The sequence below is a fragment of the Streptomyces sp. NPDC058872 genome (genome assembly GCF_042743065.1).
Taxonomy (GTDB): domain Bacteria; phylum Actinomycetota; class Actinomycetes; order Streptomycetales; family Streptomycetaceae; genus Streptomyces.
In genome coordinates, this window is record NZ_JBHYMK010000074.1 from 1 (window position 1) to 26,432 (window position 26,432).

Annotated in this window: 23 protein-coding genes; 13 read left to right on the top strand and 10 right to left on the bottom strand. The window is 69.9% G+C overall.

Features of this window, described 5'->3' with window-relative positions:
• Positions 1-112: 112 nt before the first annotated feature.
• Positions 113-1,231, bottom strand: coding sequence for a hypothetical protein (locus ACFW22_RS31710; RefSeq protein WP_386411381.1), 1,119 nt, complete (start codon positions 1,229-1,231; stop codon positions 113-115).
• Between the two features lie 298 nt (positions 1,232-1,529).
• Here ACFW22_RS31710 and ACFW22_RS31715 point away from each other — a divergent pair, with 298 nt between their 5' ends.
• The 6 genes from ACFW22_RS31715 to ACFW22_RS31740 all read left to right on the top strand — a co-directional run bounded on the left by ACFW22_RS31715 (position 1,530) and on the right by ACFW22_RS31740 (position 6,685).
• Positions 1,530-1,904 (top strand): hypothetical protein, encoded by a 375-nt coding sequence (locus ACFW22_RS31715; protein WP_386411383.1) that lies wholly within the window; start codon positions 1,530-1,532, stop codon positions 1,902-1,904.
• Positions 1,905-2,403: 499 nt separating this feature from the next.
• Complete coding sequence (locus ACFW22_RS31720; RefSeq protein WP_386411385.1) at positions 2,404-2,856, top strand: hypothetical protein; 453 nt, start codon at positions 2,404-2,406, stop codon at positions 2,854-2,856.
• A gap of 81 nt (positions 2,857-2,937) precedes the next feature.
• Complete coding sequence (locus ACFW22_RS31725; RefSeq protein WP_386411387.1) at positions 2,938-4,041, top strand: hypothetical protein; 1,104 nt, start codon at positions 2,938-2,940, stop codon at positions 4,039-4,041.
• Between the two features lie 243 nt (positions 4,042-4,284).
• A complete protein-coding gene (locus ACFW22_RS31730) occupies positions 4,285-4,836 on the top strand; it encodes an EF-hand domain-containing protein (RefSeq protein WP_386411389.1) in 552 nt (183 codons plus the stop codon).
• Between the two features lie 260 nt (positions 4,837-5,096).
• Positions 5,097-5,516: a hypothetical protein gene (locus tag ACFW22_RS31735; RefSeq protein WP_386411391.1), complete on the top strand. Its 420-nt coding sequence runs from the start codon at positions 5,097-5,099 to the stop codon at positions 5,514-5,516.
• Between the two features lie 86 nt (positions 5,517-5,602).
• The gene (locus ACFW22_RS31740) at positions 5,603-6,685 is read left to right on the top strand and encodes a CPBP family intramembrane glutamic endopeptidase (protein WP_386411393.1); all 1,083 of its coding nucleotides are present in this window, start codon (positions 5,603-5,605) and stop codon (positions 6,683-6,685) included.
• A 120-nt stretch (positions 6,686-6,805) separates the two neighbouring features.
• On the opposite strand, the gene ACFW22_RS31745 is transcribed toward ACFW22_RS31740, so the two are convergent.
• Both ACFW22_RS31745 and ACFW22_RS31750 read right to left on the bottom strand, forming a co-directional pair.
• Positions 6,806-7,036, bottom strand: a complete 231-nt coding sequence (locus tag ACFW22_RS31745; protein ID WP_386411395.1) for a hypothetical protein — start codon at positions 7,034-7,036, stop codon at positions 6,806-6,808.
• The gene (locus ACFW22_RS31750; RefSeq protein WP_384873564.1) at positions 7,033-7,269 is read right to left on the bottom strand and encodes a hypothetical protein; all 237 of its coding nucleotides are present in this window, start codon (positions 7,267-7,269) and stop codon (positions 7,033-7,035) included. The genes ACFW22_RS31745 and ACFW22_RS31750 overlap by 4 nt, the downstream gene beginning before the upstream one ends.
• 109 nt (positions 7,270-7,378) lie before the next feature.
• Here ACFW22_RS31750 and ACFW22_RS31755 point away from each other — a divergent pair, with 109 nt between their 5' ends.
• The 6 genes from ACFW22_RS31755 (at position 7,379) to ACFW22_RS31780 (ending at position 10,167) form a co-directional block, all read left to right on the top strand.
• Complete coding sequence (locus ACFW22_RS31755) at positions 7,379-8,200, top strand: Scr1 family TA system antitoxin-like transcriptional regulator (protein ID WP_384873561.1); 822 nt, start codon at positions 7,379-7,381, stop codon at positions 8,198-8,200.
• Positions 8,193-8,384 carry a DUF397 domain-containing protein gene (locus ACFW22_RS31760; protein ID WP_386411398.1) on the top strand — a complete coding sequence of 64 codons (192 nt, stop codon included), beginning with the start codon at positions 8,193-8,195 and terminating at the stop codon, positions 8,382-8,384. The genes ACFW22_RS31755 and ACFW22_RS31760 overlap by 8 nt, the downstream gene beginning before the upstream one ends.
• Before the next feature lie 174 nt (positions 8,385-8,558).
• A complete protein-coding gene (locus ACFW22_RS31765) occupies positions 8,559-8,840 on the top strand; it encodes a hypothetical protein (protein ID WP_384873555.1) in 282 nt (93 codons plus the stop codon).
• A gap of 52 nt (positions 8,841-8,892) precedes the next feature.
• Positions 8,893-9,204, top strand: a complete 312-nt coding sequence (locus ACFW22_RS31770; RefSeq protein WP_386411400.1) for a DUF2087 domain-containing protein — start codon at positions 8,893-8,895, stop codon at positions 9,202-9,204.
• Positions 9,201-9,812 carry a LysE family transporter gene (locus tag ACFW22_RS31775; protein ID WP_386411402.1) on the top strand — a complete coding sequence of 204 codons (612 nt, stop codon included), beginning with the start codon at positions 9,201-9,203 and terminating at the stop codon, positions 9,810-9,812. The genes ACFW22_RS31770 and ACFW22_RS31775 overlap by 4 nt, the downstream gene beginning before the upstream one ends.
• A 79-nt stretch (positions 9,813-9,891) precedes the next feature.
• Positions 9,892-10,167, top strand: coding sequence for a hypothetical protein (locus ACFW22_RS31780; RefSeq protein ID WP_386411404.1), 276 nt, complete (start codon positions 9,892-9,894; stop codon positions 10,165-10,167).
• An 81-nt stretch (positions 10,168-10,248) separates the two neighbouring features.
• Here ACFW22_RS31780 and ACFW22_RS31785 read toward each other — a convergent pair whose 3' ends face one another.
• The 3 genes from ACFW22_RS31785 to ACFW22_RS31795 all read right to left on the bottom strand — a co-directional run bounded on the left by ACFW22_RS31785 (position 10,249) and on the right by ACFW22_RS31795 (position 16,200).
• Complete coding sequence (locus ACFW22_RS31785; RefSeq protein ID WP_386411406.1) at positions 10,249-10,443, bottom strand: hypothetical protein; 195 nt, start codon at positions 10,441-10,443, stop codon at positions 10,249-10,251.
• A 235-nt stretch (positions 10,444-10,678) separates the two neighbouring features.
• Positions 10,679-15,346: a hypothetical protein gene (locus ACFW22_RS31790; RefSeq protein ID WP_386411408.1), complete on the bottom strand. Its 4,668-nt coding sequence runs from the start codon at positions 15,344-15,346 to the stop codon at positions 10,679-10,681.
• Positions 15,343-16,200 (bottom strand): hypothetical protein, encoded by an 858-nt coding sequence (locus ACFW22_RS31795; protein WP_386411410.1) that lies wholly within the window; start codon positions 16,198-16,200, stop codon positions 15,343-15,345. The genes ACFW22_RS31790 and ACFW22_RS31795 overlap by 4 nt, the downstream gene beginning before the upstream one ends.
• A gap of 584 nt (positions 16,201-16,784) precedes the next feature.
• Between ACFW22_RS31795 and ACFW22_RS31800 the strand changes: the two genes are divergently transcribed.
• A complete protein-coding gene (locus ACFW22_RS31800) occupies positions 16,785-17,300 on the top strand; it encodes a hypothetical protein (RefSeq protein WP_386411412.1) in 516 nt (171 codons plus the stop codon).
• An 89-nt stretch (positions 17,301-17,389) separates the two neighbouring features.
• On the opposite strand, the gene ACFW22_RS31805 is transcribed toward ACFW22_RS31800, so the two are convergent.
• From ACFW22_RS31805 to ACFW22_RS31820, 4 genes are all read right to left on the bottom strand, one after another.
• Positions 17,390-17,992, bottom strand: coding sequence for a transposase (locus tag ACFW22_RS31805; protein ID WP_386411414.1), 603 nt, complete (start codon positions 17,990-17,992; stop codon positions 17,390-17,392).
• A complete protein-coding gene (locus ACFW22_RS31810; protein ID WP_386411416.1) occupies positions 17,917-18,459 on the bottom strand; it encodes a winged helix-turn-helix domain-containing protein in 543 nt (180 codons plus the stop codon). The genes ACFW22_RS31805 and ACFW22_RS31810 overlap by 76 nt, the downstream gene beginning before the upstream one ends.
• Positions 18,460-18,786: 327 nt before the next feature.
• Positions 18,787-19,329, bottom strand: coding sequence for a hypothetical protein (locus ACFW22_RS31815; protein ID WP_386411418.1), 543 nt, complete (start codon positions 19,327-19,329; stop codon positions 18,787-18,789).
• The gene (locus ACFW22_RS31820; RefSeq protein ID WP_386411420.1) at positions 19,329-26,183 is read right to left on the bottom strand and encodes a polymorphic toxin-type HINT domain-containing protein; all 6,855 of its coding nucleotides are present in this window, start codon (positions 26,181-26,183) and stop codon (positions 19,329-19,331) included. Before ACFW22_RS31820 ends, ACFW22_RS31815 begins: the two co-directional genes overlap by 1 nt.
• Positions 26,184-26,432: the final 249 nt, after the last annotated feature.

A 26,432-nucleotide genomic window follows, 5' to 3' on the forward strand; every position in this document is an offset into this window, starting at 1 on the left:
GGCGGCCTCGGCCCGGGCGTCGTACGAGGGGTAGGTGGTGGACAGGTCGAGCGGCGGGGCGTGCAGCCCGAGTCCGGCGAGGTCTTCGCGGCCGGTGCCGCCCGCCCGTCCGTCATTCCGGCCCGGGGCGGTGCTCCGCCGCGTCGGCGAACGTCAGCAGCTCGACGAAGGAGCCCTCGTCGTGCTCGCGGTCGCACGGCGGTGCGGGCCGGTACGCGTCCCCGAAGGTGCACCGGGCGTGTTCCGTCAGGGTGGCGTGCACGTCCCCAGCCTGCGGAACGCACGCCCGGCACAGCGTCTCGTCCGCCACCGGCCGGAACAGCGTCGCCTGGGTGTGCTCGCCGGAGCACTCCCGCGCCCCCGCGAGCCGCGCGGACACCCGCGGCCCGGACGGAGGGGGCGGGGGGAGCTCCCGGGGCGGCACCTCGCGCAGCAGGTGGCGGACGAGGCCACCGGGGCGCCGGACGGGCGTCCCGTCCCCGGGGAGGCCGCGCAGGATGTGCGCCTGCACGTCGGCGGGGGAGTGGCCGTCCGCCAGCCAGCGGGCGACGAGCCCGGCGAGCTCCTCGCGCATGCCGGGCGGCACGTGCCGCAGGGCGGGGGAGAGTAGCGGCAGCGCCCCGACGAACGCCCGCCCCGCTTCGAGGTGGGCGGCCCCTCCGGCTTCCCCGGCCGTCTCCGTCGCCCCGGCCGGATGGTGGGAGGTCTTTTCCCCTGGGTCTTTCTCTGGATGACCGTCGGTGCGCGGGGGCACCGGTGCACCGACGGCCGGATCACCGACACCCGGTTTCCGGGGCCCCGGTGCGGACGGGGCAGAGGGCGCGGACGGGGCAGACGGCGCGGACGGGGGCGGTTCGGGTGCGCGGGGCTCCGGTGCGGGGGTCCCGGTGACGGCGACGGCTAACCGCGCGAAGACCTTCGCGGCCTCTCCGGCGGTCAACGGCGTTGCGGAGACGAGCTGGTGGGTGGTCCAGCGTCCGCCGGCGACCTGGACCCGCCGCTCGTGCACGAAGCCCTCCTCCTTCAACTGCCGCTTGGCCCGCCCGAAGGCGCATGCCCCGATCCGGGCGCGTTCGGCGGAGCGGGAGAGCGACTCCCGGGCGTCCCGGGGGAGGGAGAGCTGCCAGGTCAGGAGCCGCACGGCGTCGGAGCTCAGGCGGGGGTGCCGGATGATCTCGTGGGAGAACGGGGTGAAGGCGCGCGCGGGCGCGTTAAAGTTTCGGTAGATCACGGTGGAGGCCTTGTTCCACTGGTGGTTGAGGCCCTCGCCGATGGGTGCGAACCATCGACGGGGGCCGTTTTGCGTGAACGTACCGGGTGGAGCCCGTCCACCAGAACACTCCGTGCGAAGAACCCCCGTACGGGTGAAGCACCCCTCTCCCCGCCTCGAAGCGACCCGTAACGAGTCCCGTACGGAGACCCCTCCGCTGAGGAGCACGCCGGCCGGCGCACAGGCTGCGGCAGCGGGGGGATGAGGCGTACTGGTCCGTACGAACGGGCGGGACAAAGGACTCCTGCTGATCTGGTGGGTGCTGGGCCTGCTGCTCGTGGTCGGGGGTACCGGGATCTTCTCTGCGGTCCGGGAGACCTGCGCGGACCTCGGGGATCTGGAGGACTCCGGCAAGGCGTTCCTGAACGCCCTCGGTTCAGAGGACGGTGACGAAGCCTGCGCGCTCATGACCCGGACGGTGCGGTCCGAACTCGCGGCCACCCAGCGCAAGGACACGTGCCCGCGAGCCGTCGAAGCGCTCATGGGCCCCTTGAGCGGCGCGGAACGAGCCGAACTGGCCGGCTCCTACGCATCCCGCTTCTTCCCGAGGGACAGCGGCCTCGGACACGTGAACGTCGATGACAACCCCCTCCAGATCAGCGAGCTGCTGCTTTCGGAGGTCGACGGACAGTGAACCTCTCCCCGTAATGGCTCATGACGTTGCGTCATCATTCAGATGGCTCGGCCGTCGTCGAGTGGGAGCAGGACGAGAGCTGCGGCGATCCAGCAGCCAGCTCTGGAACGGGACCAGCGTCACCAGGACGAGGGGGACGAAGCCGACCACGGCGGAGAACACCGACCTCAGCCGCCAGAGCTTCTCCACGAAGATCGAGGGAGCAGGCAGATGCCCTTCGGGGAACCGAACTGGTGCAACCTGGCGAGGCCCTGTCCCGGCGGATCCCGAGCCGAAGACTGCCGGACACCGGCAGTGCGGCAAGATCTGCCGCGGATGCATGATCGTGCCTGCCGGCAGAAACGGGGGGTGTTCGGTGGGAGCAACAACGGAAGCGGTCGCGGCCCGCAGCGTGGCCCGTGCGCGTATGGGATCGGGCCTGGCGGTGACGGTCCTTCTGCTGCCCTTCGGCGGCTACGGACTGGCCCGGACGGGGGCGGTTCCCGAAGGCACACCGATCGTGCTCGGCCTGCTGTGCGGGATCGTCGGCTTCGTCCTCCTCCCCGCACTGTGCGAGGAGCAGGACCCGTTCCGGCATTCGTCGTCGATCCTGACCGCGCGCACCCTGACCGGCGAACGGTCCGTCGACCTGAACCGAATCACCACGGTCCGGCTACTGACGACCTTCTCGTACGGCGGCGCGTACCGCGCCCTCGTGGTGCGTGACGCCCATGGTGTGCGCCTCGGCATCACGACCGAGAGAAGCCGCAGGAAGCTGCGACGAGCGATCGAGGAAGCGGACGCGAACGCCGCGCGGGGTGTCCCCGGGCCCCGGGTGAGCCGTGCGGCCCGGGCCCATCTCGGCCTTACCCCGGGACAAGGTCTCGTCGTCCACACGCTTCTCAGCTTTCTGCTTCTGACGGTGTCTGTGAGCCTGTACGTGGCTGTTGTGCTCCGACTCGGCGGGCAGTGAGCCTTCCCAGGCGTAGTGGCCCAGGACCCCAGCGCGTATGGTGCGATCACGAATGCCCAGCAGGCTTACACCACGGTCCTGGTGCACCAAGTTCTGGCGCACAGGGGCCAGCACGGTGAAATTGATGCCGCCATTGGTGACGCCGTACACCCGGGTGGTGAGATCGCGGGCGTCATGTCAGAAGCCCGGGCACAGGCGGTGCAGGACAGCCAGCTTCACGAAGATGCCGAGTTCAACAAGGCAGCGGGGGATGAGGCGAAGTGGGTCAACCGAGTGATCTCGGCTGCGGGTGGTAAGTACTTGGAACTTGTTCCTTTTGCCGGTGATGTTCTGGAGTGGGTGCAGGAGGACGTTACGGAGTCATCCCTGGAAACCGGCGAGAAGGACACGACAAGCGAAGCTCGTAGGGAATCGACCGACGGGTACTCACGGGCTGAAGGGGCGGCCAAAGTCTCCGCGGCACGGGCCGTTTCGGCTGCGGCGCGAGATGCAGACCTGAGCCCGACTGACGTCAAGGACCTCCAAGGAGTGGCTTCGAGGGCGATGGGGACGGCTCGCTCCACGGGGCGCGACCCGGTGGTTTCGGGAAGCGGGCACGGAATGACGCGGCGACGCACTCGAACCGTCCCCGTGGGCGTGCTCGCCCTGACGGTCGTTGCACTGCTCGGTGGATGCTCTTCCCCTCCGCAGTCGCACCGCCCCGAGGTGCCGGCGCGCGTGTGCTGGGGCGCCTTCACGGACTCCGAGGTGGAACCCCTCCTCCACGACGGGGAGACGGCGCGGCCTCAGACACGGCTGCCGTTCGACTTGTACGGCGGGAAGGCGTCGGTGACGTGTCTGGTCTACGTCGACGGCAACAACCCCTTCACGGCTGCGGCCAGGCGCGAGCCCGGGGGGTTCGACCTCGACTGGAGCACCTGGGAGAAGGCCGGGGGCCGATCCATCGATGTCGGCGAAGGGGGGTTGGTCTGGGGATCGAGCGGCGCGGTGGGGACGGTGACGTACTTCTACTGCCGGAAGCCGGACTCCAGGGACAAGATCGAGCTACGTCTGGACGGGGACAGCAGGGGCGATGCGCCTGCGGCGCAGCGTCGTCTCATCGGGCTGACCGAGAAGTTCATGAGCTTCGCCCAGAAGGAGCTGGGCTGTTCGGAAGCCTCCGGAGGGACCTCTCCCGATCCGTGACGGGCCCCTCCCGTCCTTACCGGGGCCGTCCCGGCTCGCGAGCGGTCGTGCGGTCCCGGCCCCGAAGGGGCCCGTCGACCGTCGACCGTCGGCGACGGGGCTTCGGACCGCGCGCGCCGCGCGTGTGACGGTGACCGGAAAGCGATCACTAGATCAGGTGGCATATGCGGATATCGAGGTCCTTTCCGTGCGGTGGGTCCCATGCTGGAGGAACCCACAGGGCAAGATCACGAAAGGCCGGTCATGACCACGACGGTGCAGGACATCATCACCGCCAAGCTCGAGCGCAGCTTCGACGCCTTGGACGCCGACCGCAACGGCTACCTGGACTGGGCGGACTACCAGAAGATGGCCGACCGCTACATCCAGGCATACGGCCTGAGCAAGGACGACCGGCGGGCCAGGGCCCTCCACACCTTCTGCCAGATCTACTGGCTGGAGCTGCTGCGCCACGCGGACGTGGACGGCGACCGGCTCACCAAGGACCAGTTCGTCACGGCCAACCGCCTCGCCGCCATCGACACCAGCCGGCTCAACGTGACCGAGGGCGGCGGTCACGCGATCTTCGACGTCATCGACGTCAACGGCGACAACGAGATCGGCAAGGACGAGTTCGCCCGCTTCCTGAGGGACGTCTGGAAGAGCGACGCGCCCGACGCCATGGATGTGTTCGTCAAGCTGGACACCGACGGGGACGGCGTGATCTCGCGCCACGAGTTCATCCGTGCGGTGCGCGAGCACTACCTCTCCAACGACCCGGACGCCCCGGGCAGCCTGTTCTTCGGCCGCGTCTGATCCACCCGCTTCCCGCCGTGCACCGGGGGCGGCCGGTCCCACCTCCGGCCGCCCCCGGTGCCGTTGGGCCGTCGCGCCCGCGGAAGGGCGTGCGGCCGGAGCGACACGAGGTCGCGCTTCCCCCGCCTTGAGGGATGAATCGACGCCGGTGCCATGAAGGAGGTCGACCAGGACTCGACCGGGGCACCGAGACCGAGCCGACGGAGCCGACCGTCCTCGCGCGACCGTGGGTGTCAGCGCCGGTTGAGAGCATCGGCGGCATGACGCCGTATCTTCTCGCCGACATCGAGCGGGCCGTCCGCAGCAGTTGGAGCGCGGACACCTGCACTCCCGAGTTCCGGTCGCGTTGGAGCCCGGACAATCCGGCCCGCGACCAGTGCGGTGTCACCGCCATGGTGGTGAACGACCTCCTGGGAGGGGACCTGATCCGGGGGGAAGTCCATGTGAACGGCGAGCGCGTGGACTACCACTGGTGGAACCGCCTGGGCACGGGCATCGAGATCGACCTCACCCGGGAGCAGTTCGGACCGGAGGAGCTCGTCATCGGAGGGACCGTCATCCCCCGCCCGCCCGCCACGGAGTGGTGCAGGCTCCGCGAGGAGTACGAGCTCCTCCGCGACCGCGTCAGGGAAGAGCTCGACCGGGGACGCGAAAGGCCCCCGGGCCCTGCGGCCCGCTGACGTTCCCCGCTTCCCGAGCCCGTCCGGGGCGGATGGGAGACTCCAGGAACAGCACTCCGTGCAGGCCCGGCCCGAGAAAGCAGACGATGTCCGACCCGATACCAGGACCCCCGCAGCACCCCCACGACCCCTGGGCGCGCCCCCCGCAGGGCGCGGTGCCGCCCGCGCAACCCTGGCCCTCTCCGCCGGTCGGGTGGGGTCCCCCGTTTCCCGGGCCGCCGTTTCCCGGGCCGCCGGCGCCGGCGCCCGGACCGGTCGCCGCGCCACCGGGATCCGCCTACCACGAGCAGGGGCGCAACGGGCGGCAGGGCGGTGGGGCGCGGACCGGGGAGTTCTTCCTCGCCGCTGCGCTGATGTTGGCCGGGCTGCTTCTCGTGTTCTTCGGCGCCGTCATCGTCAGTGCGGTCCTGGGGCTGGAGTGGGCTCCGGAGGACAGCGACAGCTTCTTCGCCGATCCGCTGTTCGACAACGCCGTTCTGCTGGTGTCCCTCGCCTCGTGGATCCCGGCCGTGCTGATCGCCGTCCGCGTGTGCGGGAAGCGACCCGTCGGCACCCTCGTGTCGGTCGTCGGGCGGCTGCGGTGGGGATGGCTGGGATGGTGCTTCGGTCTGGCCCTGGGCGTGCTCGTCCTCCAGAACCTGGTGCTGTTCGTGTGGAGCCTGTTCCAGGACGGTTCCGAGGTCGTGGGCGGAGAGGTCCCCGGCTGGCCCGAACTCCTGTTGAGCCTGGTCGTGTTGTGGGCGCTCGTGCCGTTCCAGGCGGCCGCCGAGGAGTTCGTCTTCCGCGGCTGGCTGGTCCAGCTGTTCGGCGGGTTCCTCCGCTCGCCCTGGCCCGGGGTGGCCGTGGCCTCGGTGCTGTTCGCCCTCGCCCACGGCTTCGGACAGCTGTCGGGCTTCCTGCTGCTGTGCTACTCGGCGGCCTGGTGGGGCTGGCTCACCATCCGTACGGGCGGCCTGGAGGCGGTCATCGCCATTCACACGGTGAACAACCTGATCGCGTTCTCGCTCTCCGCGGTCTTCGGGGAGTTGGCCGATGACGACACCGCCGCGGACGCGCCCTGGGAGGCCCTGGCGACCGAGCTGGTCTTCGCGCCGCTGTTCTGCCTGGTGGTCGTCCGGCTCGCCGACCGGCGCGGGATCACCTCCCGTACGCCGGGCCCCACGGCCTGACCCCTCCGGAGGACCCGGCCGTGGCCGCCGACGGTCGTCGCCCCGCGGCACGTGTCGGACGGTTTCCCTACGGAACGCGGAGGCACAGGGCGGCGCCGAGCGCGCCCACGGCCACGGCGGTCAGGAAGAGCGACGCACCGGCGACGGCGAGGTGCTGATGACGCGCACGGCTCCGCTCGGGGTCAGGCCGGCGCGCTCCGCCGGGCTGGCCGTCCAGCACTGCGCGGCCTCCGCCTCCCACCGGTAGCCGCTGGGCCGGACCAGGACCAGCGCGTCCCCGCGGACGTCCCGCACCCGGCCGGTGAGCGCCCGCCGCGCGTCGGTCACGACGTCGCCGACCCGGTACCTCACCCGGTCGACCGGGTGGCACGCAGCAGCGCGGTGAGGCGCTTGGCGCCGGCGACGGTGACGACACCGAGCCCGTACCGGTGCACGTCGCCGCCCGGCCCGCGGGTCACGTCCCGGTAGAGCCCGTCCGTGGGGAGCCCCGCCCCGTCCATCGCGGCCTTGAGGTCCACGTACACCTGCGCGGCCTCGCGCTCGGAGACGGGGCGGATCGGGGGAGCGTTCGTCGACGCGTGCATGGGGGGCTCTCCTTCTGGTGGTTCTCCTCCGGAACGCCTCCACGATGCCGCCACCGCACCTACGCTCACCAGGAGTTGAGTTCCATGGCGCAGGTGAGGAACGAGGCATATGCCAGGAGCGAAGGAACTGGACCCCGGAGACAGCGTCGAGCAGTACCTCGGGAACATGGTCCGCGAGGCACGACTCGCCCTCGGGCGCGACTGGACGCAGGCCCACCTGGCCGCGAAGGTCTTCAGCAGCGGCAGCCGGATCTCCGAGATCGAGCGCGGCGAGGACCCCCCGGACCGGGACCTCGCGAAGAAGCTGGAGATCGTGCTGCGCTTACCGCCCGGCGCCCTGGTCCACCTCGTGAAGATCCTGACCGACCAGAACGTGCGGGACTACGCGAAGACCTACATGCGGCGACAGCTCGAAGCCACGGCCATACACGAGTTCTCCATCGTCGTGCCGGGCCTGCTCCAGACCGCCGGATACGCCCGCGCCGTGATGGAGGCGGGCCTCGCGGGCGATCCGACGCAGATCTCCGGCTTCGTGGACCGCCGACTGGAGCGGCAGGCCGTGCTCGACCAGTCGGACCCGCCCTGGATGATGATCGTGCTCGACGAGGCGTCGCTCCGCCGCGACCTCGGTGGCGCCCCGGTGATGCGGGAGCAGATCGAGCACCTGCTCACCATGGGCGAGCGCCCCAACGTGAACATCCAGGTGCTTCCCCTGAAGGGGACCCCGGTGCCGGGCTCCGTCGCCCTCCTCACCCTTCCGCGGGGGGAGCGCGGCGCGTACACCGAGGGCTTCAGCACGGGCAACTACACCGAGGAACCAGCAGAGGTGATGCGATTTCAGCGTGTCTATGATCTGTTGCAGCAGGGTGCGTTGGGCGTCCGGGCCTCCACGGAACTGATGCGTGCTATCGCGAAGGAACACGATGACTGAGACCTCTCCGAACTGGCACAAGAGCACCTACAGCGGCGCCGACAACGACGCCTGCGTCGAAGTCGCCGACGACCTCGCCCGCGTCCGCGTCCGCGACACCAAGGACCGCGCCCGGGGCGAACTGACCGCCACCCCGGCCGCCTGGGCCGCCTTCACCGCCTTCCTGCGGACGCAGCGGATCTGACCCGCGGCCCCACCGGCCCTCCGGCCCCCACCCACCGGCGGGGGCCCCGCGGAGGAAGGCGAGGCCGCGCCGGCGCCCCGGCCGGCTCGCCCGTTCGGGGGCCGCCGCCGTGCGGGTGCGGAGACCGGCTGCTCTGCTGGGGGCCGGAGCCCCCGCACCCCCAGGAGAAGGACCATGGCCGTCATCGTCACCGTCGAGATCCCCGGCGGGACCCAGGAGCAGTACGAGGAGACCACCCGGCAGATCCAGGACGCCGAATGGTTTCCGCCCGAGGGGTTCTTCGCCCACGCCGCCGGGCCGGACGGCAGCGGCGGATGGCGGATGGTCGACTTCTTCGCCTCGGAGGAGCACTTCCTGGCCTTTATGGAGAAGGCCCGGCCGATCCTCGAACGGTCCGGATTCCCGCCGGTCATCCCGAACGTGCAGCAGGCCGTGAACATCATCGTGCGGCCCTGACCCGGGAAAACCCCTTGCGGCCCGGGGGCGGCGGGAACCAGGCTTCACGGCCATGACCAGCCGTACCGCCGCCCGCCCCGTCACGGAGCTGTTCTCCGCCGACGGGCGCCTCACGACGATCCCCCGGAAGCCCGCCCGCCGCGAGGCCCTCCTCGCGCACCTCGCGGCCACCCTCTTCGACGCCGACCGCACCTACCGCGAGTCCGAGGTCAACGAGGCCCTGAGCACCGTGCACGACGACTTCCCGGCGCTGCGCCGGTACCTCGTGATCGGCGGCTTCCTCAGCCGCACGAAGGACGGCGCGGACTACCGCCGACAGCAGCGGCCCGGCTCCCCCGGAGGCGCGATCCCCGCCGTCGCATGACGGCCGCGGTGGTGGCCGGCCTGCTCGCCGGCTACGGCATCGCGATCCCGGTCGGCGCGGTCGGCGCCCACCTGGTGGCGGTCGCGGCCCGCTCCCCGTGGCGCACCGGGGCGGGCGCGGCCCTGGGCATCGCCGCCGCCGACGGGCTGTACGCCCTCCTCGCGGTGCTCGGCGGCGCCGCCCTCGTCCCCCTCCTCGCACCGGTGACGACGCCCCTGCGCTGGGCCTCCGCCCTCGTCCTCCTCGCCCTGGCCGCGCGCTCCACCCACCAGGCCGTACGGGCCCACCGGAGCGGGGCGGCCACCGGCCCGGAGCTCCCGGCCGCGCCCCGACGGGCCTTCCTGACCTTCCTGGGGATCACCGTCCTCAACCCCCTGACGGTCCTCTACTTCACCGCCCTCGTCCTCGGCGGACACCCGACCACGGGTGCCGTCGAAGCCGCCGCCTTCGTCCTCGCGGCCTTCGCCGCCTCCGCGAGCTGGCAACTGCTCCTCGCCGGCGGCGGCACCCTCCTCGGCAAGGCCCTCACGGGCCCCCGCGCCCGCCTCGCCACCGCCCTCGCCTCGGGCGTGCTCATCGCGGCGCTCGCGGTGGGGCTGGTGTGGTGAGGGCCGCCCCCGCCGCGGCGACGGCCGCGCGGCGCACCCGGCCGGTCATCCCCTCGTGGGGCTGTTCTACGGTGGGGGCGTGACATGGAGCGAAGCCGAGTACGTCGATTACCTGCAGTCCGAGCGGCGGGCCTACGCATGGGTCATGCAGCACCACGGCGGGATGACGCCGGCGGCGGCCATGCAGGACGCCATGGAGTTCTACCCGTACGAGCCGGCTGACAAGCCCTTCCGCGGGCTGGTCTTCCACGACGAGGCGTGGCACTGGGCGATGCAGATCGTCTACGGCGACCGCTACATGGTGGAGCGCCCCGAACTGGCCGAGCCGTCACCGGAGTACCAGGCCCTCCTGTAGCCGCTCGCCGCCCGCACGCGTACGCGCCGATGGCCCCCGCACCACCTCTCCCGGCCCGCCCCCTCCTCCGCGGAACGGGGGTCACTGCCTGCCGGGGCCTCGGCCCACGAGCAGGACGAAGAACCCGGAGAACGGTGCGCAGATGACTGCCGCATGGCGCAGGGGAAGGAAGAGCAACAGCAGCAGGAACACCGTGGTGTAGGCCACCAGGGCCACGAAGAGGCGCTCCCGCAAAGGCCACTCGTGGAACCGGCCCCACGCACTGCTCCTGCTCATTCCCCCACCCCGTCTTCCCGTGCCCGGCCCTGAACTGCCGAGCCTATGGGGGAGCTTCTCCCGCCCTCAAGGGACTTCACCAGGGGCAGCCGAGTCGTCATGGGGCGCCGGGCGGCCGATCACGGGAAGCCACGAGCGGCAGAGCCTCGTGCACCACACCCGGCACCCCTGGGCGGGAGAACCCTGCGGCGGAGGTCCCGGGGACCAAGCCGGGCAGCTGCCCGGCACGGGTGGCTCATCCCCCGATCTGGAAGCAGGCGAGGCCACGGCCCGAGACGAAGAGCCGTGGTGGGCGTTCGGCCGTGCCGGGGCGGACGGCCAGGCCGGTGAGCAGGCCTGCGGCAACCACCGCGTCCACCTGACGGCGTGTGACGGGGTCCCACAGGCAAAGGTTCTCCCGGAGGCTACCGCCGCTGGCCAGGAGGGTCCGTTCGTCCGGCAGCGGTACCGGGCACAGGACCCGCACGCCACCGGGTTGGCACAGCGGTTCGCCGGCCTCGGCTCCGGTCAGGGGATCCCAGAACCGGATCGAATCGCTCTGGTCCGCGCTCACGAGCCAGTCGCCGTTCCCGTCGGGCGCGGGCACGGCGGCCAGTACCGGCCAGGCAGGGGAGCTCGGCTCCTGGAACTCTCTGACGAGCCGCCCGGTGAGCGGGTCCCACATGCGGATGGCCCCGTCCGCGCCCGCGCTGGCCAGCAGGGTGCGACCACCGGCCCGCACGGCGGTCAGCGCGCGCACTGCGTCGTGCGCTTCCCAGGGTTCGGTCGCCGGAGCGAGGTCGGGGAGGGAATGGGCGCGCAGCGTTCCGGAGTTGTGGCCGGCCACGAGCAGCGTTTTCGAGGAGTCGACGGGGAGGACGCACAGTTCCTCGGTCTGGGGTCCCGTCTCGGTCGTGTTGGCCAACAGTTTGCGGCTTACCGGGTCGTAGAGCATGAGCCGGCCCTTCGAGCCGAAGGCGAGCAGCGCGCTGCCGTCGCCCCTGGTGCTGGGCACGGCCGTCAGTTGCGAGGCGTTGTGCGGGATCTCCCCGACGGAACCGCCGGTGTCGGCGTCCCACAGGCGGACGCGGCGCTCGTCGTTCGCGGTGGCCAGCAACCCTCCTGCACCACCGGTGGACAGGTAGGTCACCGGGAACGGGTTCATGCCGAGGCGGTCGGGGCGTCCGCCGGGCGGAGCGTCTCCGGTGAGCCGCCAGATGCGGATGTCGCCCGCCAAGTCGCCGGAAGCCAGGGCGGGGCCGGCCGTGTCGGTGAGGGCGCACAGGGCCCGTAGGGAGTTTCGGTGCCCGGCCAGCGCCGGTTCCACCGGCTTCATCGTGTCCGGGGCGAGGAGGGTGACTTCCTGGAGGCTGTCGCCGACGGCGAGCAGGTGGCCGCCGCCCGGGCGGGTCACCGCTGCCACCGCGTGGAACCGCACCGGCGCACTGTAGGGCCTGCCCACCTCGGTTCCGCTCAGCGGGTCCCACAGGCGCACGGTGCCGTCCTTGCCCGCGCTCGCCAGCAGGTGCCGGCCGTTCTTCGTCGTGGTCCGTGCCAGGGCGGGGACGGCATCCTGGTGGCCGGTGAGGGCGTGGCGCAGGGTGCCTTCCGGAAGGTCCCAGATCCATACGGTGCCGTCCTTCCCCGCGCCCGCGAGCAGCGTGGGGCCACCGGGCAGGTGCAGGGTCAGGAGCCGGTCCACGCGTGTGGGCGGGAGCACGGTTTCGGACGACGCCCGGGGAGGGGGAGGCGAACCCTGGGTGAGGAACTCCCGCGCCGTCTTCCTGATGCCCTGGGGAAGCCCACGGAGCTTGCGGGTTGCGGAGGGGAGCCGTTTGCCGCTCTGCTCCCCGTCCTGCGCAGCGGCTTCCATCGGCAGGGTGCGGATCAGGCGCGCGGCCGGGGAACCCGCCTCCGGATCCCACACCCGCACGGCGCCCTGCTCGCCTCCGGTCAGGAGCAGCGGCAGCCGTCCCCCCGGTCGCTCCAGCGCGCTCAACGCCAAGAGCGCCTCGCCCGTCTCCACCTCGGCCAGCAGCACACCCTGGAAGGGGTCCCACACCCGGACCACGCCGTCCTCGCCCGCACTCGCCAGGAGGTCCCCGCCGTCGCGCTGGGGTGCGGCGGGCTGTGGAACGGCGAGGAGCTCCCACACGGTTCCCCTGTGACCGGTGAGGGGCACGCCGTACGGCTCGCCCGTGCTCATGTCCCAGAACCGCACCTCGCCATCCGCGCCGGCGGCGGCGAGCAACCGCAGGCCGTCCGGATTCCGCAGCTCGCACATGGCCTCGACGGACCGTCCGGTGGCGGCCAGGAGGTTGACCGGGTTGGCCCAGCGCGACCAGTGGCTGGCAAGGGCGCCCGGGCGCAGGCCCGGGTCCACGCCGAGGCCGGTGCTGCTGAACGCCAGGCTGCTGGCGCGGGCCGGGCCGGGCGGCAACTCCGCCTGCGCCAGGTACGGTTCCAAACGGGACCAGGCCGCCAGCCTCCGGCTGCCCTGCGCGTCCGGCGCCGGCACGCCGAGCAGGGATCGCACCGTGCTGCTCGACTCCCACAGCAGGAACGCCGCGGGCAGGTGCTCGTCGTCCAGGATCCCGCCGCGTAGGGCGTGGCGGGCGAGGTGGCGCCGCAGGTAGGGGTGGGGCGGCACGTCCTGGTCCCAGTCGCGCACCAGGTCGCACAGGGCGCCGGCCACCGTCTTCTCGGCCGCCGCGCAGTCCGTTTCGTCGCCGCGCAGCAGCTCGGTGAGCCGCTCGTGGGCGGGGCGGTAGACCTGTCGGCCGTCCTCCGCCCCGGCCACCAGGTAACCGGCGAGCCGCCCGGTGAGGACGTGGTCGACGGCCTCGTCGATCAGGGCGGGGTCGACCAGCAACTCCCGGTCCGCTCCCGGTCCGCTGCCGCTTCCAGCGCCCTGTCCGGTGGCGAGCGCGAACGCCGTCGCGCGCCAGGGTTCCCCGGCGGGCAGCCCGGAACCGAGGGCGAAGGCGGTGGAGCGCAGCACCGCCCGCAGCCGGGTGGCGGGCAGCCCGGTGTGCCGGGCGACGTCCGCGAGGTCGTCGGCGAGCAGGCGCTCGGTGCCGCCGCGCAGGTCTTGCTGCCACGCGCGGTCCTCCAGGTCCTGTACCGAGGCACCGGCGCGCAGCCGCCGGGCCGCCAGCCTGGCGTCGAGGAAGGAGGGCGACACCTCGGTGGCGATGGAGCGGGCCGCTTCCTGCGCGGCCCGCTCGTCGCCGAGGTAGGGCGAGGTTCCGGTCGTCGGGTCAGGGCTCGCGAGCAGGGCGGCGACGTAGGAGGCCACGTCGTCGACGGTTTTCGGGCCGTCGGTGCGCAGCGTCGCCCACGATCCCTCGTCGACGACATCGCGCAGCGGGGCGAGCGGCGTGCCGCGCTCGTCGTCCCCACGAGGGCGCCGCAGTCCCAGCACGAGGCGGACGGCGCACCGTCCGTCGTCCGTGGTGAGGCGGCAGAGCCGCGTGAACACCTCCGACACCACGCGGGCGGGCGCCAGCGCCTCGTCAATGCCGTCCACCACCAGGGTCAGCGGCTCCGACCGTCCGGCAAGGCGGTGCTCGACCTGGCGGACGAGGTCGTCCACCCCGCTCGCGGCGTCATCGGGTTCCCAGGAGCCGTCCTGGACGAGCGCCGAAGCCAGGGCCGACGCCACGCCGTCGGCGTCCCTCCCGCGGGCCAGGACGGCCGCGTCGACGGCGTGCGCTTCGGGGCGGCTGTCGGCGGGCAGTGCGGCGAGCCGGTCCCGGTGGGCCGGATCGCCGGTGAACAGCGGATCGGAAAGCAGGACGGCCAGGGCGAGCAGGGCCGACTTGCCCGACCCGACCTCGCCCGCGACCACCAGGACGCCCTCGCCGCCGGCGAGCCAGCCGGTCAGCTCGCGGAGCAGCGAGGCGCGCCCGGAGAAGTACCAGCCGGGGTCGTTGTCGCCGTCCCTGCCGCTGGCCTTCGCCGTCCAGTAGGAGTCGATGCCACCCGCCCCCGCCACCAGGTCGTGGCGTGCGGCGGAGACCGGTGGGGCGGTCGGCCGGTAGCCCGGGTTGGGCAGGCAGAGGCTCGGGACCTCCGACAGCACGATCGCGTCGGGGAGTATCTTCACCGGGCTGATCCTGTCCGTGCCGATGGACCTGGCACGGGTCGCCAGTTCGGAGAGGAACTGGGCGGGGCTCAAGTAGCGGCTGTCGCAGGGGCCGCCGCGCCCGAGCACCTCGTGCACGTCGCCGAGGAGACGGGTGAACTCGCCCACCAGGGTCGGCCGGGTGAAGTCGGACGATCCGATGACCACCGGCGACGGGCCGTCCGCCAGCTGCGGCGCGAAGTCGACCTGTATGCGGTACAGGTCGTTCTTCAGGGCGCCGGCGTAGCAGGTGTCGGCGAGGACGAGGACCTGCTCGGCCCCCGAGTCCAGAGCGCGCTCCACCACCTCGCTGGTGAGGAGGCGCCTCCAGGAGCGCCCGGATTCGCCTTCGGGCAGTTCGATGAAGTGCCGGTGGGAGGGGAGGGCGCAGCCGTGCCCCGTGAGGTAGAGGACCAGCGCGTCCTCCGGCTCGAGCCCCGTGAAGGCGCCGCTGTTGAGGAAGTCCCAGTAGCCGGGGAGGTCCCGCAGGTCGTGGTGGAACACCTCGGGCTCCGGGGCCGGGGAGCCCGGGGCCGGGGCGTTCGCGGCCGGGGCGTTCGGAGCCCAGGTCCCGTGCCCCGGTTCCCCGGTACCGGCTCCGGAGGGGCCCGCCGTCGGGCCGAACCACTGCATGACCGTGGCGACCTGACGGTCGATCTTGTCGCGGAAGTCGGTCGACTCGTCGTCGTAGGCGGAGGCCGCCAAGATCACCAGGCGACGGCGGCCGACGGGGGCGTCGTCCTCCCGCACGGTCGGCGCTGCACCGGTCGTGTCCGGCACTTCGCCGGCGGCGCTCACGCGGGCTCCTGCGGGTCGAGGAGGGCACGCGCGGTCTGAGGACGGCGGAGGTAGTTGGCGGCGGCGTGGGCATTGCCCGGCCAGTTGCCGATGCGGATGTCCGTGACCCCGGGGACGAGGCCGGCTAAGCCGTGGGAGGCGGTCACCACGTCCCGCGGGTCGTGCACGTTGTACCAGTCGCACGGCAGGGTGGTGGGGAAGGCGCGCCCGTCGAGCATCCGGTCCCGAACGACCCCGTACGCCAGCGGGGAACCCATCGTCACCAGGCGGTTCCTGCCTGACGGGAAGGCTCCCCGGGCCACCAGGTCGGCAGCGACCACGGACCCCAGCGAGTGGGCGGCGAGCACGCGGGACTCCGGTGCCGCGGTGAGGCGGTCGTGCAGCAGCCCCCTGATGTCGTCGGCGAGAGCGGGCTCGGTCAGATACCGCCACACCTGGCGGAGTCGGCGCACCAGCGTCTCGGAGACCTGCCGGTTGCTGCGCTCGTCCACCCAGAGCATCGTCCGGGTCAGCCAGGCCGGGCAGGCGAAGGCTCCGACGAAGCGGTTGAGGACCTCGGGCGGCGGTGCGGTCTCCGCGGCGGCCACGGGGTCGAGTTCGGCGAGTACGGCCTGGAGGAACTCGGCTTCTTCCAGACCGATCTCGTGTTCTGACGCGGTCTCCTCGCCCAGCGTTTCGGCTTCGCCCCGGTAGAGGTGGGCGTAGTAGACGATGTCGAACAGCGGGTCGGGCAGGCCGGCTTGCGGGATGCCGGCCCGCCGCGCCCCGGAGCTCAGCCCGTCGCCCCATTCCCTGGCCAGTTGCCGGACACCGATCCGGTCCTGGCCGATGCCGTGTATCCCGATGAGCGTCACTCTCCACCCCTTCCTCCCCTTGCCCCTTCTGTCTTCTCCCCTCGCACTCCGCTTACACGCGTGGTGTCGCGTGCCGTGCCGGGGCGGCTCGACGGCGAGGCGACCGCCGCACGCCTCGGCGTCCGCCACGTCCCCGAGACCGCGGACGAGCTCCGTGCCGGGCAATGGTTTCGCCTCAGACGGGGACGGGGATCTCGTTACAGCTCGGAGGCAGGATGCAGAACGCGCCGCACGCCACCGGCCCGAGGGGCGCAGGCGTGACGGCGCACGGAGGGGGACGCGTCGTGGCCGGTTCCGGTCGTTTCCGTGGTCGAGCAGGAGGATTCACACGAAGAACGCTTCGGGGCGGCCGGTCCGCACGCGGCGGTCCACCCGGCGGTCCCGCCGAGGGGCTCCGGCGGCTGCGGCCCGCAGCTGTTGCCGGCGTGCCGGTCGCCGCCGGTCCTCCAGCGAAAGGCTCCACGGCCGGCCCTTGCGGGCCGTGTCCGCACCTGCACGACGCCGTATCGTCACCAGCTTCCCGAAGGCGCGCGTGCTCAGCCCGGAGAACGGGGCTATCCAGGCCCGTGGTCGAGAATCCTGCCATGAGCGAAGGCGACCGCCACGAGACATCCACACGTACGTTCCTTGCCTGCGCAGCCGAGGTGGCTCGCCTGCTGGACCTTGAGGCTGCGGCCGACGTGCCTGAAGACCGACGTGCGCGGCACCTGGCCGGAGCCGCACGAAGGCCACTGCTGGAACGCGCCACCCTGTCTGAGGAGTTCTTCGATCCGCTGATGGCTGCTGCTGTCTACGACCCGGACCCAAGCTTCTGTCGCTGGTTCGTCGAGCCGGCGCTCTACGCATTCGGGCGCCGCAGGGTCATGACAGCATTGCTCGGCCATCTCCGCACGGGCACGACCGCAGAGATAGCCGGTGCCCGGCGGGCCTGGTACTGCGCACATCTGCCACTACGCGCCGACCGGTCACCGGCCTACGCGCCCAGCGGAAGTCGCGATCCGGCCCTGGACGAAGTGGACGACGTGGTGGGCCAGTGGCTGGAGTCGTCCAGCACCCAGCATCGTGATCGCAATGCCTCAGGGAGCCACGACCGAGCCTGAGACCCTCGTGGCCAAAGGGCCGTGGCGCAACTCCTGGGGTTACGGGACAGCTCTTACTGAGGTTGAACTCGCGATAGCGGGTGGGGTGGTCAAGGCGGCTCGATGATCAGGCCGGTCTCGGCGAGGCAGCCGTCGAGCAGGTGCGGGCGGTACTGGATCTTCTTCAGCTTGCGCTTCATGACGCGGACGAGGTGATCGAGATTGGCGGCGGCGAAATTCTCCAGCGACCGTTTCAGCAGCGACCACACCCCCTCGGTCGGGTTGAGGTCGGGAGCGTAGGAGGGCAGCTGGAACACCCTCAGCCACTCCTTGTTCTCCGCGATGAAGCCCGCAAGCTCGCCGGTCAGGTGCACGTTCGGGTTGTCCCACACCCACACCATCGGGGCGCCGAGCTGGCGGTGCGCAAGCACGATCAGGTCGCGGTAGTCCCGCCAGGCGAAGCCCTTGCGCTCACCCTTGCGCCCACGCCACACCTGCAGCCGGTAGAACAAGTGCGACCGCGCACCGGGCCTGAAGCACACGACCCCGGCCACGGAGACCCGGCCCCGGTTGCTGCCGCGCACCCGCATCACCGGGGTCTGGCCGCGCGGTGCCCAGGTACGTCCCTTCGGCGGCCTCAGCCCCTGGCCCGCTTCGTCCTCGAAGCAGATGTAGGCGCCCAGGTCAGCCGCGGTGCTTTCACCCGCGGCCACACCTCGTCCTTCCACACTTTGACAGCCTCGTCGTCCCGCTCGATCGCCTGGCGAGCGGGCACCTGCACGGACCATCCGTGCCGCCGGAGCAGCTTCCACACGCCCGGCACGGTGTAGCCGACGTGGAACATTCGCCCGATCAGCGTCTTGATCCGCACCAGCGTCCAGCCCTGGCCCTCGTCCCAGCCGTGCGCCAGCGGTCCCCGTGCCAGCTCCCGCTCCAAACGCTCCCACTGCCGGGGTGAGAGCCGCTCCACCGACATCGGCCCCTTGGACCGCAACGCGTCCAGGCCACCCTCGCGCCAGGACCGGCGCCACTTCTCGACCTGCCGCTTGCCCACCCGTAACCCGGCAGCGATCTTGGCAGTCTTCTCACCCCGCCCGAACCGCGCACCGGCCTCCAACCGCACCCGCTCCCGGGCCTGTTGCCCCTTCGGCGTCAGCCTGCCTCCCTGCGCATACCTCATGAACACGGCATACCGCAGGGATCATGAGCCGTCACGACCAGCCGCTATCGCGAGTTCAACCTCAGTAGTTCCCTCGCCAGGCCCCAGAATTACGTCACCGCAGTTGCTGTTGTGAACAAGTACCGGCGTGGCCCCGCCATCACATATTACGTGCGCTACGCGAAGCCTTCGACCTGCTTTTATGTAGGTCGAGCGCGGTTTGCCGGTCCGGTGACGTGCGCAGATGGCCGTGTTTGTGCGGGGTTGTTGTCGCTCCGTCAATCGCTTCCGTCAAAACGCCAAAAGGCCCGCCAGAATTCGTCCTGGCGGACCTTCTCGGTTACCTACTCATGGAAGCGAAGGGAAAACTTCTTCCCATGCCTTCAACCGCCCATCAATCTCTTTGGGAGCCAGTCTCGCGAGACTCAGAGCAGGCGAAACGAGATTCTTAACAGCCCTCAGAGTCCGAATCTGCACAACGTCGAGAGCGCGCCAATCTACCGATAGGTCACGAGCTTCTTCGCTTGAAATCGGAAGCTCTTGAAATAGAAGGTCGATTAGATGTCCCGGATTCAGGATGTCGACTTCAGCGTTCGCCGGAACCTGCCGCAGCAGGGCCACAGAGAGATTCAGGCGGCGAATCACGCTCTCACGCTGATCGATAGAGCCCGAGGCCACCGCAGCTTCGAGAGCGTACGCGAGCGCCAGCGAACAGGTAGCCCACGACTCCACGGGCAGAGAGCTGCACTCGTCGGTTAGGCGCATCGTCATCAGCTCAACGATGCCAAGCCACTCGCCGCTACCCAGGTCAGGGACCATCGGAGCATGCGCGGCCAGGACCTCAGAGAGCGACCGCAGGTCGAGCGACGTCAGATCATCTAGTCTGATCATCAGAAATGAACTCCCGCCGCAGCAAATGCATCCCTACCGATTTGCAGACTCTCACTCGACGGCTCGAAGTGACCACTGTGGTTGTTGATGTCCAACCCGAAGAACCCGTCCCCCGATGAGCCAGCGATATCAGCTTCACCGGCCGCGCGAACCGGGGCCCCGCGAGAGAGCACCGAGTGTGAAATCTCTTGACCATCGACGAACTTCGGTACGACTACAAGGCTTCCGTCCTCCCGAACCGCCCATTTGACCGTCCCGGAACCGACTGCGGAATCAAAGCCAGCAGATCCAACACCAGAAGGCGTAGCACCCAATCTGTCCGCCAGAGCAAGCTCCCGGTCAAGGGTTCCCGGCATTTTATTGGGGAACACTCCACAACTGTTATGCACGAGCACCGGCGTGGCCCCTGCGAGTACATAGTACGTGTGCAGGTCGGCCACAGTAAAATTGTACGTCTTTACGTGCTTGACGTGGGATCTATTTTTGCTGATTTCAACCGTGTCACCTTTGTCGGTGAGTAGGGTCATTCCCGGCTCTAGGTCCTTAGCTTCGACCCAGTTTTGCTGCGAAGGTGACCAGAAGGGGTGATCTGACGTTGCCGACAGGTCTTCAGTTCCGTCAATAGTTTCGATGGAAAGCGTATTTATTTGTGTCGTTTTTTCGGTGCGAATCAGCTGGGTTACCGGCCGGGAGTCAGATTCTCCACTTTCGGGGTTGGTTGCCAGAACTTTATCACCAACCTGGATATCTTGAATCTCTTTCTTGCTGCCGTCGGCCATCAATACGAACGTTCCGGCCAGGAAGCAGTTTTTTCCCGTCGGCAATCTTCTGATTTTTGTGCTTGCTCCTATGCTGGTTTCATTGTGGGTGAATATTGCCAAAAGAAACCCGGGGACCTGGTACCAGTCAGACGATGTGTCGACACCCTGCTCGAGCATCCACTGGTCGTAGTCTCCGCCATAATCGCATCCTGGCATTCCGGGACCGCCGTACCCCCAGCAGTCTTCATCGCCAAATGGGGCGCCAAATAGTGATGCCCCATCTGGGATGTTCCTGATCAGCCCGTAGACGAGCTGATCCAGAGGCGTAGACCAGCTAGTGTCGTAGTCTTGATCTTGATCTTGATCTTGATTGGTGCCGGTGCCGGTGCCGGTAGTAGCATCGCTGGTGCCAGTCTTTTTCGGGGGGCCGGGCTCCTCTCCGGGCGTAGTGTTCTCGCAGTTCGGGCATGGGCGCGTCGGGCAGTCGATTTCGGCGCACATTCCCGTGGGATCCGACATGGTCACGGGATTGTTGCCGGCGTAGCTGTAGCCGTTCAAGGACCCTGGGGCGTCGGTCACGAGGAGAGGGTCGACGCTGATGAATTGGCCGAGGTTGGTGTCGTATTCGCGAGCACCGATGTGGGTGAGGTCGGTGGTGGTGTCGATGTCGCCGCCGACGAAGCCTTTGGTGCCGGGCCAGAAGTAAGGCGCGGCCCCGCGCTGCCCGCCGTAGGGGAGGGTTTTGCGGCGGTTGGTGGCGAGGCTGCTGGCGGAGATGGAGAGGGTGTTGGTGTTGTGGTGGTCGGACACCAGGAATCCGACCCTCTTGTTGCTGCTGGTGCGGATCGCCGAGCCGCCGGGCACGCCGTAGTAGCGGGTGCCGTTGGTGAGGGCCGCGGGGGTGGTGCCGGCCTTGCGGGTGAGTTCGAGCTCCTGGCCGCCGGGGAGGTAGAGGGTGGTCTTGGCCGGGTCGCGCTTGATGATGCGGGTGCCTTCGGCGTCGTAGAGGAACGACGTGGTCTGGCCGGAGACGGTCGAGGTCTTGAGCTTGCCCTCTTCGGTCCAGGTCAGGTCTTGGACCGGGCCGCTGGCAGGGGTCTTCTTGGTGAGGTTGCCGGTGGTGTCGTAGGCGTAGGTGTCCGTTCCGGTGGCGCCGCCGGTGGCGGTGACGGAGCGGACGGCGTGGGCCTGGGGCGTGCCGGCGGTGGTGGGGTAGGCGTAGGTGCGGGTGGTGTCCGCGGTGATCGATCCGGCCGCGTACTGGGTCTCGGTCTTGCGCTGGCCGGTGTCGGTGAACGTCCAGGAGGTCCGGTACGGGTCGACCGTGCCGAGGTCGGGGCTGCCGACGCCGTTGACGGACTTGGTGGCGCAGGCGTCGCCGGAGGTCCAGGCGTCGGTGAGGCGGCGTGCCCAGTCGTAGGTGAAGCACTGGTCGTCGGTGACGGTGCCGTCGTTCTGGGCGTCCCGGATGGAGGTGATGTTGCCGGCCGGGTCGTAGCCGTAAGTGATGTGGGAGAGGGTCGTGGGGCCGGTGGCCTCGCGGTTGATCTGGTTCTTGACCAGGCGACGGGTGGACGTCTCGTAGGTGAGGGTCTGGGTGATCAGCTTGCCGAGGTTGCCGAGCTGGGCCTGGGCGAGTTCGCCGAAGGGCGTGTAGCCGGCGCCGCGCAGGTAGGCCTGGTTGAGCGAGCTGTCGACGATGGCCAGGGTGTCGTTCGAGCCGTAGCGGTTGGTGACGGTCTCGGCGGGCAGGGCCGTGGTGGCGTTGGTGTTGGTGGTGCTGTAGACGGCGGTCTTGGGCAGGTTGCTGACCGGTGTCGCGGTGGTGGCCACGGTGTAGGTGCCGGCGAGGAGTTCTTCGCCGGTGACGCTCGGAACCGTCACCTTGGTGCCCGTGGGCCGTCCGGTGGAGTCGTAGCCGGTGATCTCGGTGGTGTAGGCGGCGCCGGCGTTGCCCGTGTCGTAGCGGATGGACTTGCGCGGCAGCCCCTTGCCGCCGGTGGCGGTGTCATAGGTCCACTCGGCGAGCTTGGTGCCCGTGGTGGATCCGGTGCGGAGGGTGGTCTTGCGGCCGAGCTCGTCGTAGGTGGTGGCCAGGGTGCCGCGCTCGCCGGTGACGGTGTCCACGCGCCCGTAGGCGTCGTAGTGGGTGGTCGTCTGGCCCTTGTCGGGATCGGCCGTACTCAGCTCCCGTCCGCGCAGGTCATAGGTGTAGCGCCAGGTGTTGCGGCCGGAGGCGTCGGTGAGCGAGGCCAGGAGTCCGGCGTCGTTGTAGGTACGGGTGGTCTTCTCGTACTGGGTCGCAGCGGCGTTCGGGACGGGGGTGCCGTCCTTGTACTGGCGCTCTTCGACGATGCGGCCGCGGACGTCGACGAGGCTCAGGGTGGCGGTACCGCCCTGAGGCGGGACGGTGGCCGTCCAGTAGTCGCCGTAGGTGTTCGTCGTCTTCCACTGCGGCACGTTCAGGGAGAGCTGGATGCTCTCGGTGACGCGGCCACGACTGTCGTACGTCGTCTGGAAGGACTGCGGAACCTGGTTCGGCGCGGCGACCAGCATCGCGGACGTGGAGACGGCGCTGCTGTTGTAGTAGGGCGCGTTGGTGAGGTGGGCGCGACCGTGGCTGTCGTAGAAGGTGTCGGAGACGACACGTCCGTTCACGCCGATCGAGTCGGACTGGGACTGCCGTGAGCGCAGGAGGGAGTCGTAGAAGGTGACGCTGGTGCCCCACAGTCCGTCTTCGTACAGCTTCTTGGCGATGACGGTGGACGGGACGGTTGCGGAGAGGTTGTAGGTGAAGGTGACGTTGGGCTGCAGCGTCTTGGCCCGGCCGGTGCTCCAGCCCTTGGTCAGACGGCCCAGGGCGTCGTAGTCGCTGTGGGAGGTGCGGCCGTTGGCGTCGGTGGTGGCCAGGGCCAGGCCGCGCATGCCGTCGAAGGTGGTGGAGGTGGAGTGGCCCTTGACGTTGGTGATCTCCACCTTGGTCGGCTGGGCACCGATGGCCGGGGTGTAGGCGGTGGTGACCGGCTGGCCGTCCTGGCCCTTGGCGGTCAGGACGCGTCCGTACTGGTCGTGGGTGGCCTGGGAGACCGTCTCCCATACGGGAGTGGTGCCGTCGTCGTAGCGGGCGAGCTGTTCGGTCTTGGAGACGTTGGCCAGGCCCGTGTCCGGTGCGACGCCGAGCGCCTTGCCGTCGTAGTAGGTGCGGGCGTGCCCCGTGACTTCGCCCGGGCGGGTCAGACAGGCGCCGTTGTCCGTGGTGATGACCTCGCGGGGATAGGAGATCAGCCAGTTGTCGGTGTCCGGCGCGACGTAACTGGTCAGGGCGCAGAGGGACTCGACCGTGCCGGCACCGTCGTCGGCCTGCCTGGTGAGCAGTCCGTAGGTGGTGTCGTAGGTGCGGGTGGTGGTGAGGGTGCGCCAGGAGGTGCCGTCGTCGAGGAGGGTGCTGCTCTTCTCGGTTGCGGTGCCGGACAGCCGTGCGGTCCTGGCGGGGAGGGTGGGGGCCGGGGTGCCCGGCTTGTCGGGGTCGGTGACGCCCTTGACCGGCTGGGTGGCCGTTTCCCCCGACTCCCAAGGGATGTACGTGGTCCTGTTGACGATCTTTCCGCCGGCGCCCGCACTGTCGTAGGCGCTGGAGGTGGCGACGCGGCCGGAGTGGTCCTCGCGGTCGGTGATGCCGTTGATGGCGGCGACCGGACGCGTGCTGCCGTCGGCGAGGGTGTCGCCCGCCATCCCGAGGTAGTAGGTCTTCTCGGTCTTCACCCGGTCGGAGTCGTCGCCGCTGTAGGTGCGGACGGTCCCGTAGCCACGGAAGACGTTCCAGGTGCGGTGCTTGTTGAGGGTGAACTCCCCGGTGTCACGGCGCCAGTGAGGGCCGTCGGCGTACTCGTAGGTCGTGACCTTCGAGGGGGAGCCGCTACCGGCGGTGGTGTCGTTCTCGTCGATCCGGGTGACCAGGTACTTGTGGAACCAGTCCTCGACCGGATCGACCGCGCCGTCCGGGGTCCACCACGAGGGGTAGCAACGCTTGGTGTTGGTGTCCGGGGCGGTGGGCAGCGCCGTCGAAGTGCACTCCTTGGCGGTGTAGGTGACGAGGGTCTGGCCGCCGGTCTCGTTGGTGATCTTGGTGATGCGCTTGCGGTTGAGGGCGGGGCGGCCTTCGGCGGCGTCGACTCGGTTGGGCATGAGCTCGCCCTCGAAGACGACCTTGTTCAGGGTGATGTCGGCAGCGGGGCCGGCCTTGCCGGTGCGCTGGACCGAGTCGAGCCACATCGCCGGGGTGGAGGTGTCACCGGTCGCGGGGAAGGACTGGGCGAGAGTCCAGGTGTCGACCGCTTCCATGGCGGTGCCGACCAGGGCCGAGGTGCTGATGGAGGTCAGGCGCCGTTTCGACCAGAACGACGGGGACGCCTGGAGGCACTCGGTGCCCGAGGTGCAGTTCAGGTCGACCGGGGTGTCGGGCCAGTTCGTGGCGTTGGCCTCGGTGAAGGCGCAGTCCGCGGCGGTGCAGCGGTTGGCGGTGGTGAAGGTGACGCGGCCGGCCGGGTTGGTGGTGGTGTAGACGGCGCCCGCGCGCAGACCGTAGTCGATGCGGTTGAGGTAGCCACCGCGGATGTAGGGCTTGGGCGCGTCGATCTTCTTGTTCTGTGCGTAGTAGCCCTGTTCCTTGGTGTAGTAGAGGGCCATGGCGTTGCCGTGGGGGTCGACGACGTAGTCGAGGTTCCAGCGCCAACCCTGCTGCTCGGCGGAGGACGCGTAGTCGGTGGCGTGCCCCGGCTCGCCGCTGTGGTTGCCGTAGACGGGGACGGAGAAGACGGAGTTGGTCTCGGTCTTGCCGCTGGCCCAGCCGGGCAGGCGGTTCTTGCCGAACCAGTACTGGGTGCCGTCGAGCGTGGTGACCTTCCAGTACTCCGAGTCCGCGTCACCCGAGTTGTTCGGATCGGTGTCGTAGATCCGCTCGACGCGGGAACCGTCGTCGCTCTGGAGCTTCCACGTCTTCTTCGTGGAGTCCCAGACCAGCTCGTTGGACGAGCCGTTCAGGGAGAGGGTGGCGTTCTCCGACTTCCAGCACAGGTCGCCGGTCTTGGCGGTGTTGTTGCCGCCCTGCTTGTCGTTCTCGCAGGAGGCGTAACGGCGCTCGATGAAGCCCGGCGAGTACTCCCAGCCCTCACCGATCCAGGACGCCTGGTTGTTCGTCGATGCGGTACGGCCGTCCACGGAGGAGGAGTTGTAGGACAGCGTGACGTTCGGGGCCAGTCCGCCGGGCGCTGCGGGGACGTTGATGGGGACGGACCAGCCGAAGCCACCGGAGTTCCCGCCTGCCGACCACGATCCGGAGGGGGCGAGCGAGGTCGCTTCGAACGAGCCGTCGCTGCCGCTGGTACCGGCCGTGGCTGCCAGAACGGTTGCTCCGGCGGTGTTCATCGCGAGGCTGGACAGCGACGGTGCCGTCTTCGCGGTCTGTCCTGTCTCCGCCTTCAGCGGTCCGGCGGGCGCGTTGGTGGTGAGAGTGGCGCCGAGGGTGTGGGTGCGGGTGTTGTTCTCGGTCGCCAGCGGGGTCTGCTGACGGCACTCCGCCTTTTCGGGGGTCGTCAGCACACAGGCAGGCAGGCTCACCAGACGAAGGCGCGAGGACCAGCCCGCACCGTAGGCGCCGCGGACGGTGCCGTAGTCGACCTCGATCTCGACCGGCACGCCCGCGGCGGCGACGTCAGTGGGGGCGAGCGTCATCAGCAGGCCGTCGACGCCGGCTCGCCGGGCGGTGGCGTGGTCCTTGACCGTGACCGCGGCGCGGGGGGAGCTGCTGGTGCCCTTCTTCGCGCGGGAAGGAAGCGCGGTGAGACGTACGGGCAGTCCGCCGACCGTTGCGGAATCCGTGGTGCCCGACTGGAGGTCGAGCTGCTGGGTGGCTGCCGTGGGCCAGGTGACGTGCGGTGCCTGCCAGGAGGGGCCGGGCTTGGGCCTCCTCTTCAGGCCCTTCGGGACGAAGTCGGTCCCGTCGACCGACTTGGTCTTCGGGACGGGGGGAGCACCTGGAACCTCGGCAGGCATGGACCACGCGGGCACGGAGAGCAGGGAGACGCCGAGAGCCACCGACAGGGCTCCGACGATGCCTGCCCGTGCTTGTCTTGTTCTTCGTGTACGCCCGTAAAAGGGCATGGCGAAGCCATTCTGAAAAGACATTGAAATTCCCACCCCGGTTACGCCTAAAAGATCTGAGACCGGCGAACTCCAGCACGTCGATTGCGGGTCCGGCAAGGGAAGGAGTCGTTTGCTTGCTTAGTTCGTCAGGTCTGGTCGACTTGCCGCATGCGGGATCTCGCGGAAGCCAACCCAACGTTG

Excerpts from the sequence above, each read along its gene's own strand:
- ACFW22_RS31765 (WP_384873555.1), top strand. The coding sequence starts at position 8,559 with ATGGCCGTCATCGTCACCGTCGAGATCCCCGGCGGGACCCAGGAGCAG.
- ACFW22_RS31735 (WP_386411391.1), top strand. The coding sequence starts at position 5,097 with ATGACGCCGTATCTTCTCGCCGACATCGAGCGGGCCGTCCGCAGCAGT.
- ACFW22_RS31740 (WP_386411393.1), top strand. The coding sequence starts at position 5,603 with ATGTCCGACCCGATACCAGGACCCCCGCAGCACCCCCACGACCCCTGG.
- ACFW22_RS31810 (WP_386411416.1), bottom strand. The coding sequence starts at position 18,459 with ATGAGGTATGCGCAGGGAGGCAGGCTGACGCCGAAGGGGCAACAGGCC.
- ACFW22_RS31760 (WP_386411398.1), top strand. The coding sequence starts at position 8,193 with ATGACTGAGACCTCTCCGAACTGGCACAAGAGCACCTACAGCGGCGCC.
- ACFW22_RS31785 (WP_386411406.1), bottom strand. The coding sequence starts at position 10,443 with ATGAGCAGGAGCAGTGCGTGGGGCCGGTTCCACGAGTGGCCTTTGCGG.
- ACFW22_RS31770 (WP_386411400.1), top strand. The coding sequence starts at position 8,893 with ATGACCAGCCGTACCGCCGCCCGCCCCGTCACGGAGCTGTTCTCCGCC.
- ACFW22_RS31730 (WP_386411389.1), top strand. The coding sequence starts at position 4,285 with ATGACCACGACGGTGCAGGACATCATCACCGCCAAGCTCGAGCGCAGC.
- ACFW22_RS31750 (WP_384873564.1), bottom strand. The coding sequence starts at position 7,269 with ATGCACGCGTCGACGAACGCTCCCCCGATCCGCCCCGTCTCCGAGCGC.
- ACFW22_RS31775 (WP_386411402.1), top strand. The coding sequence starts at position 9,201 with ATGACGGCCGCGGTGGTGGCCGGCCTGCTCGCCGGCTACGGCATCGCG.
- ACFW22_RS31815 (WP_386411418.1), bottom strand. The coding sequence starts at position 19,329 with ATGATCAGACTAGATGATCTGACGTCGCTCGACCTGCGGTCGCTCTCT.
- ACFW22_RS31800 (WP_386411412.1), top strand. The coding sequence starts at position 16,785 with ATGAGCGAAGGCGACCGCCACGAGACATCCACACGTACGTTCCTTGCC.
- ACFW22_RS31755 (WP_384873561.1), top strand. The coding sequence starts at position 7,379 with ATGCCAGGAGCGAAGGAACTGGACCCCGGAGACAGCGTCGAGCAGTAC.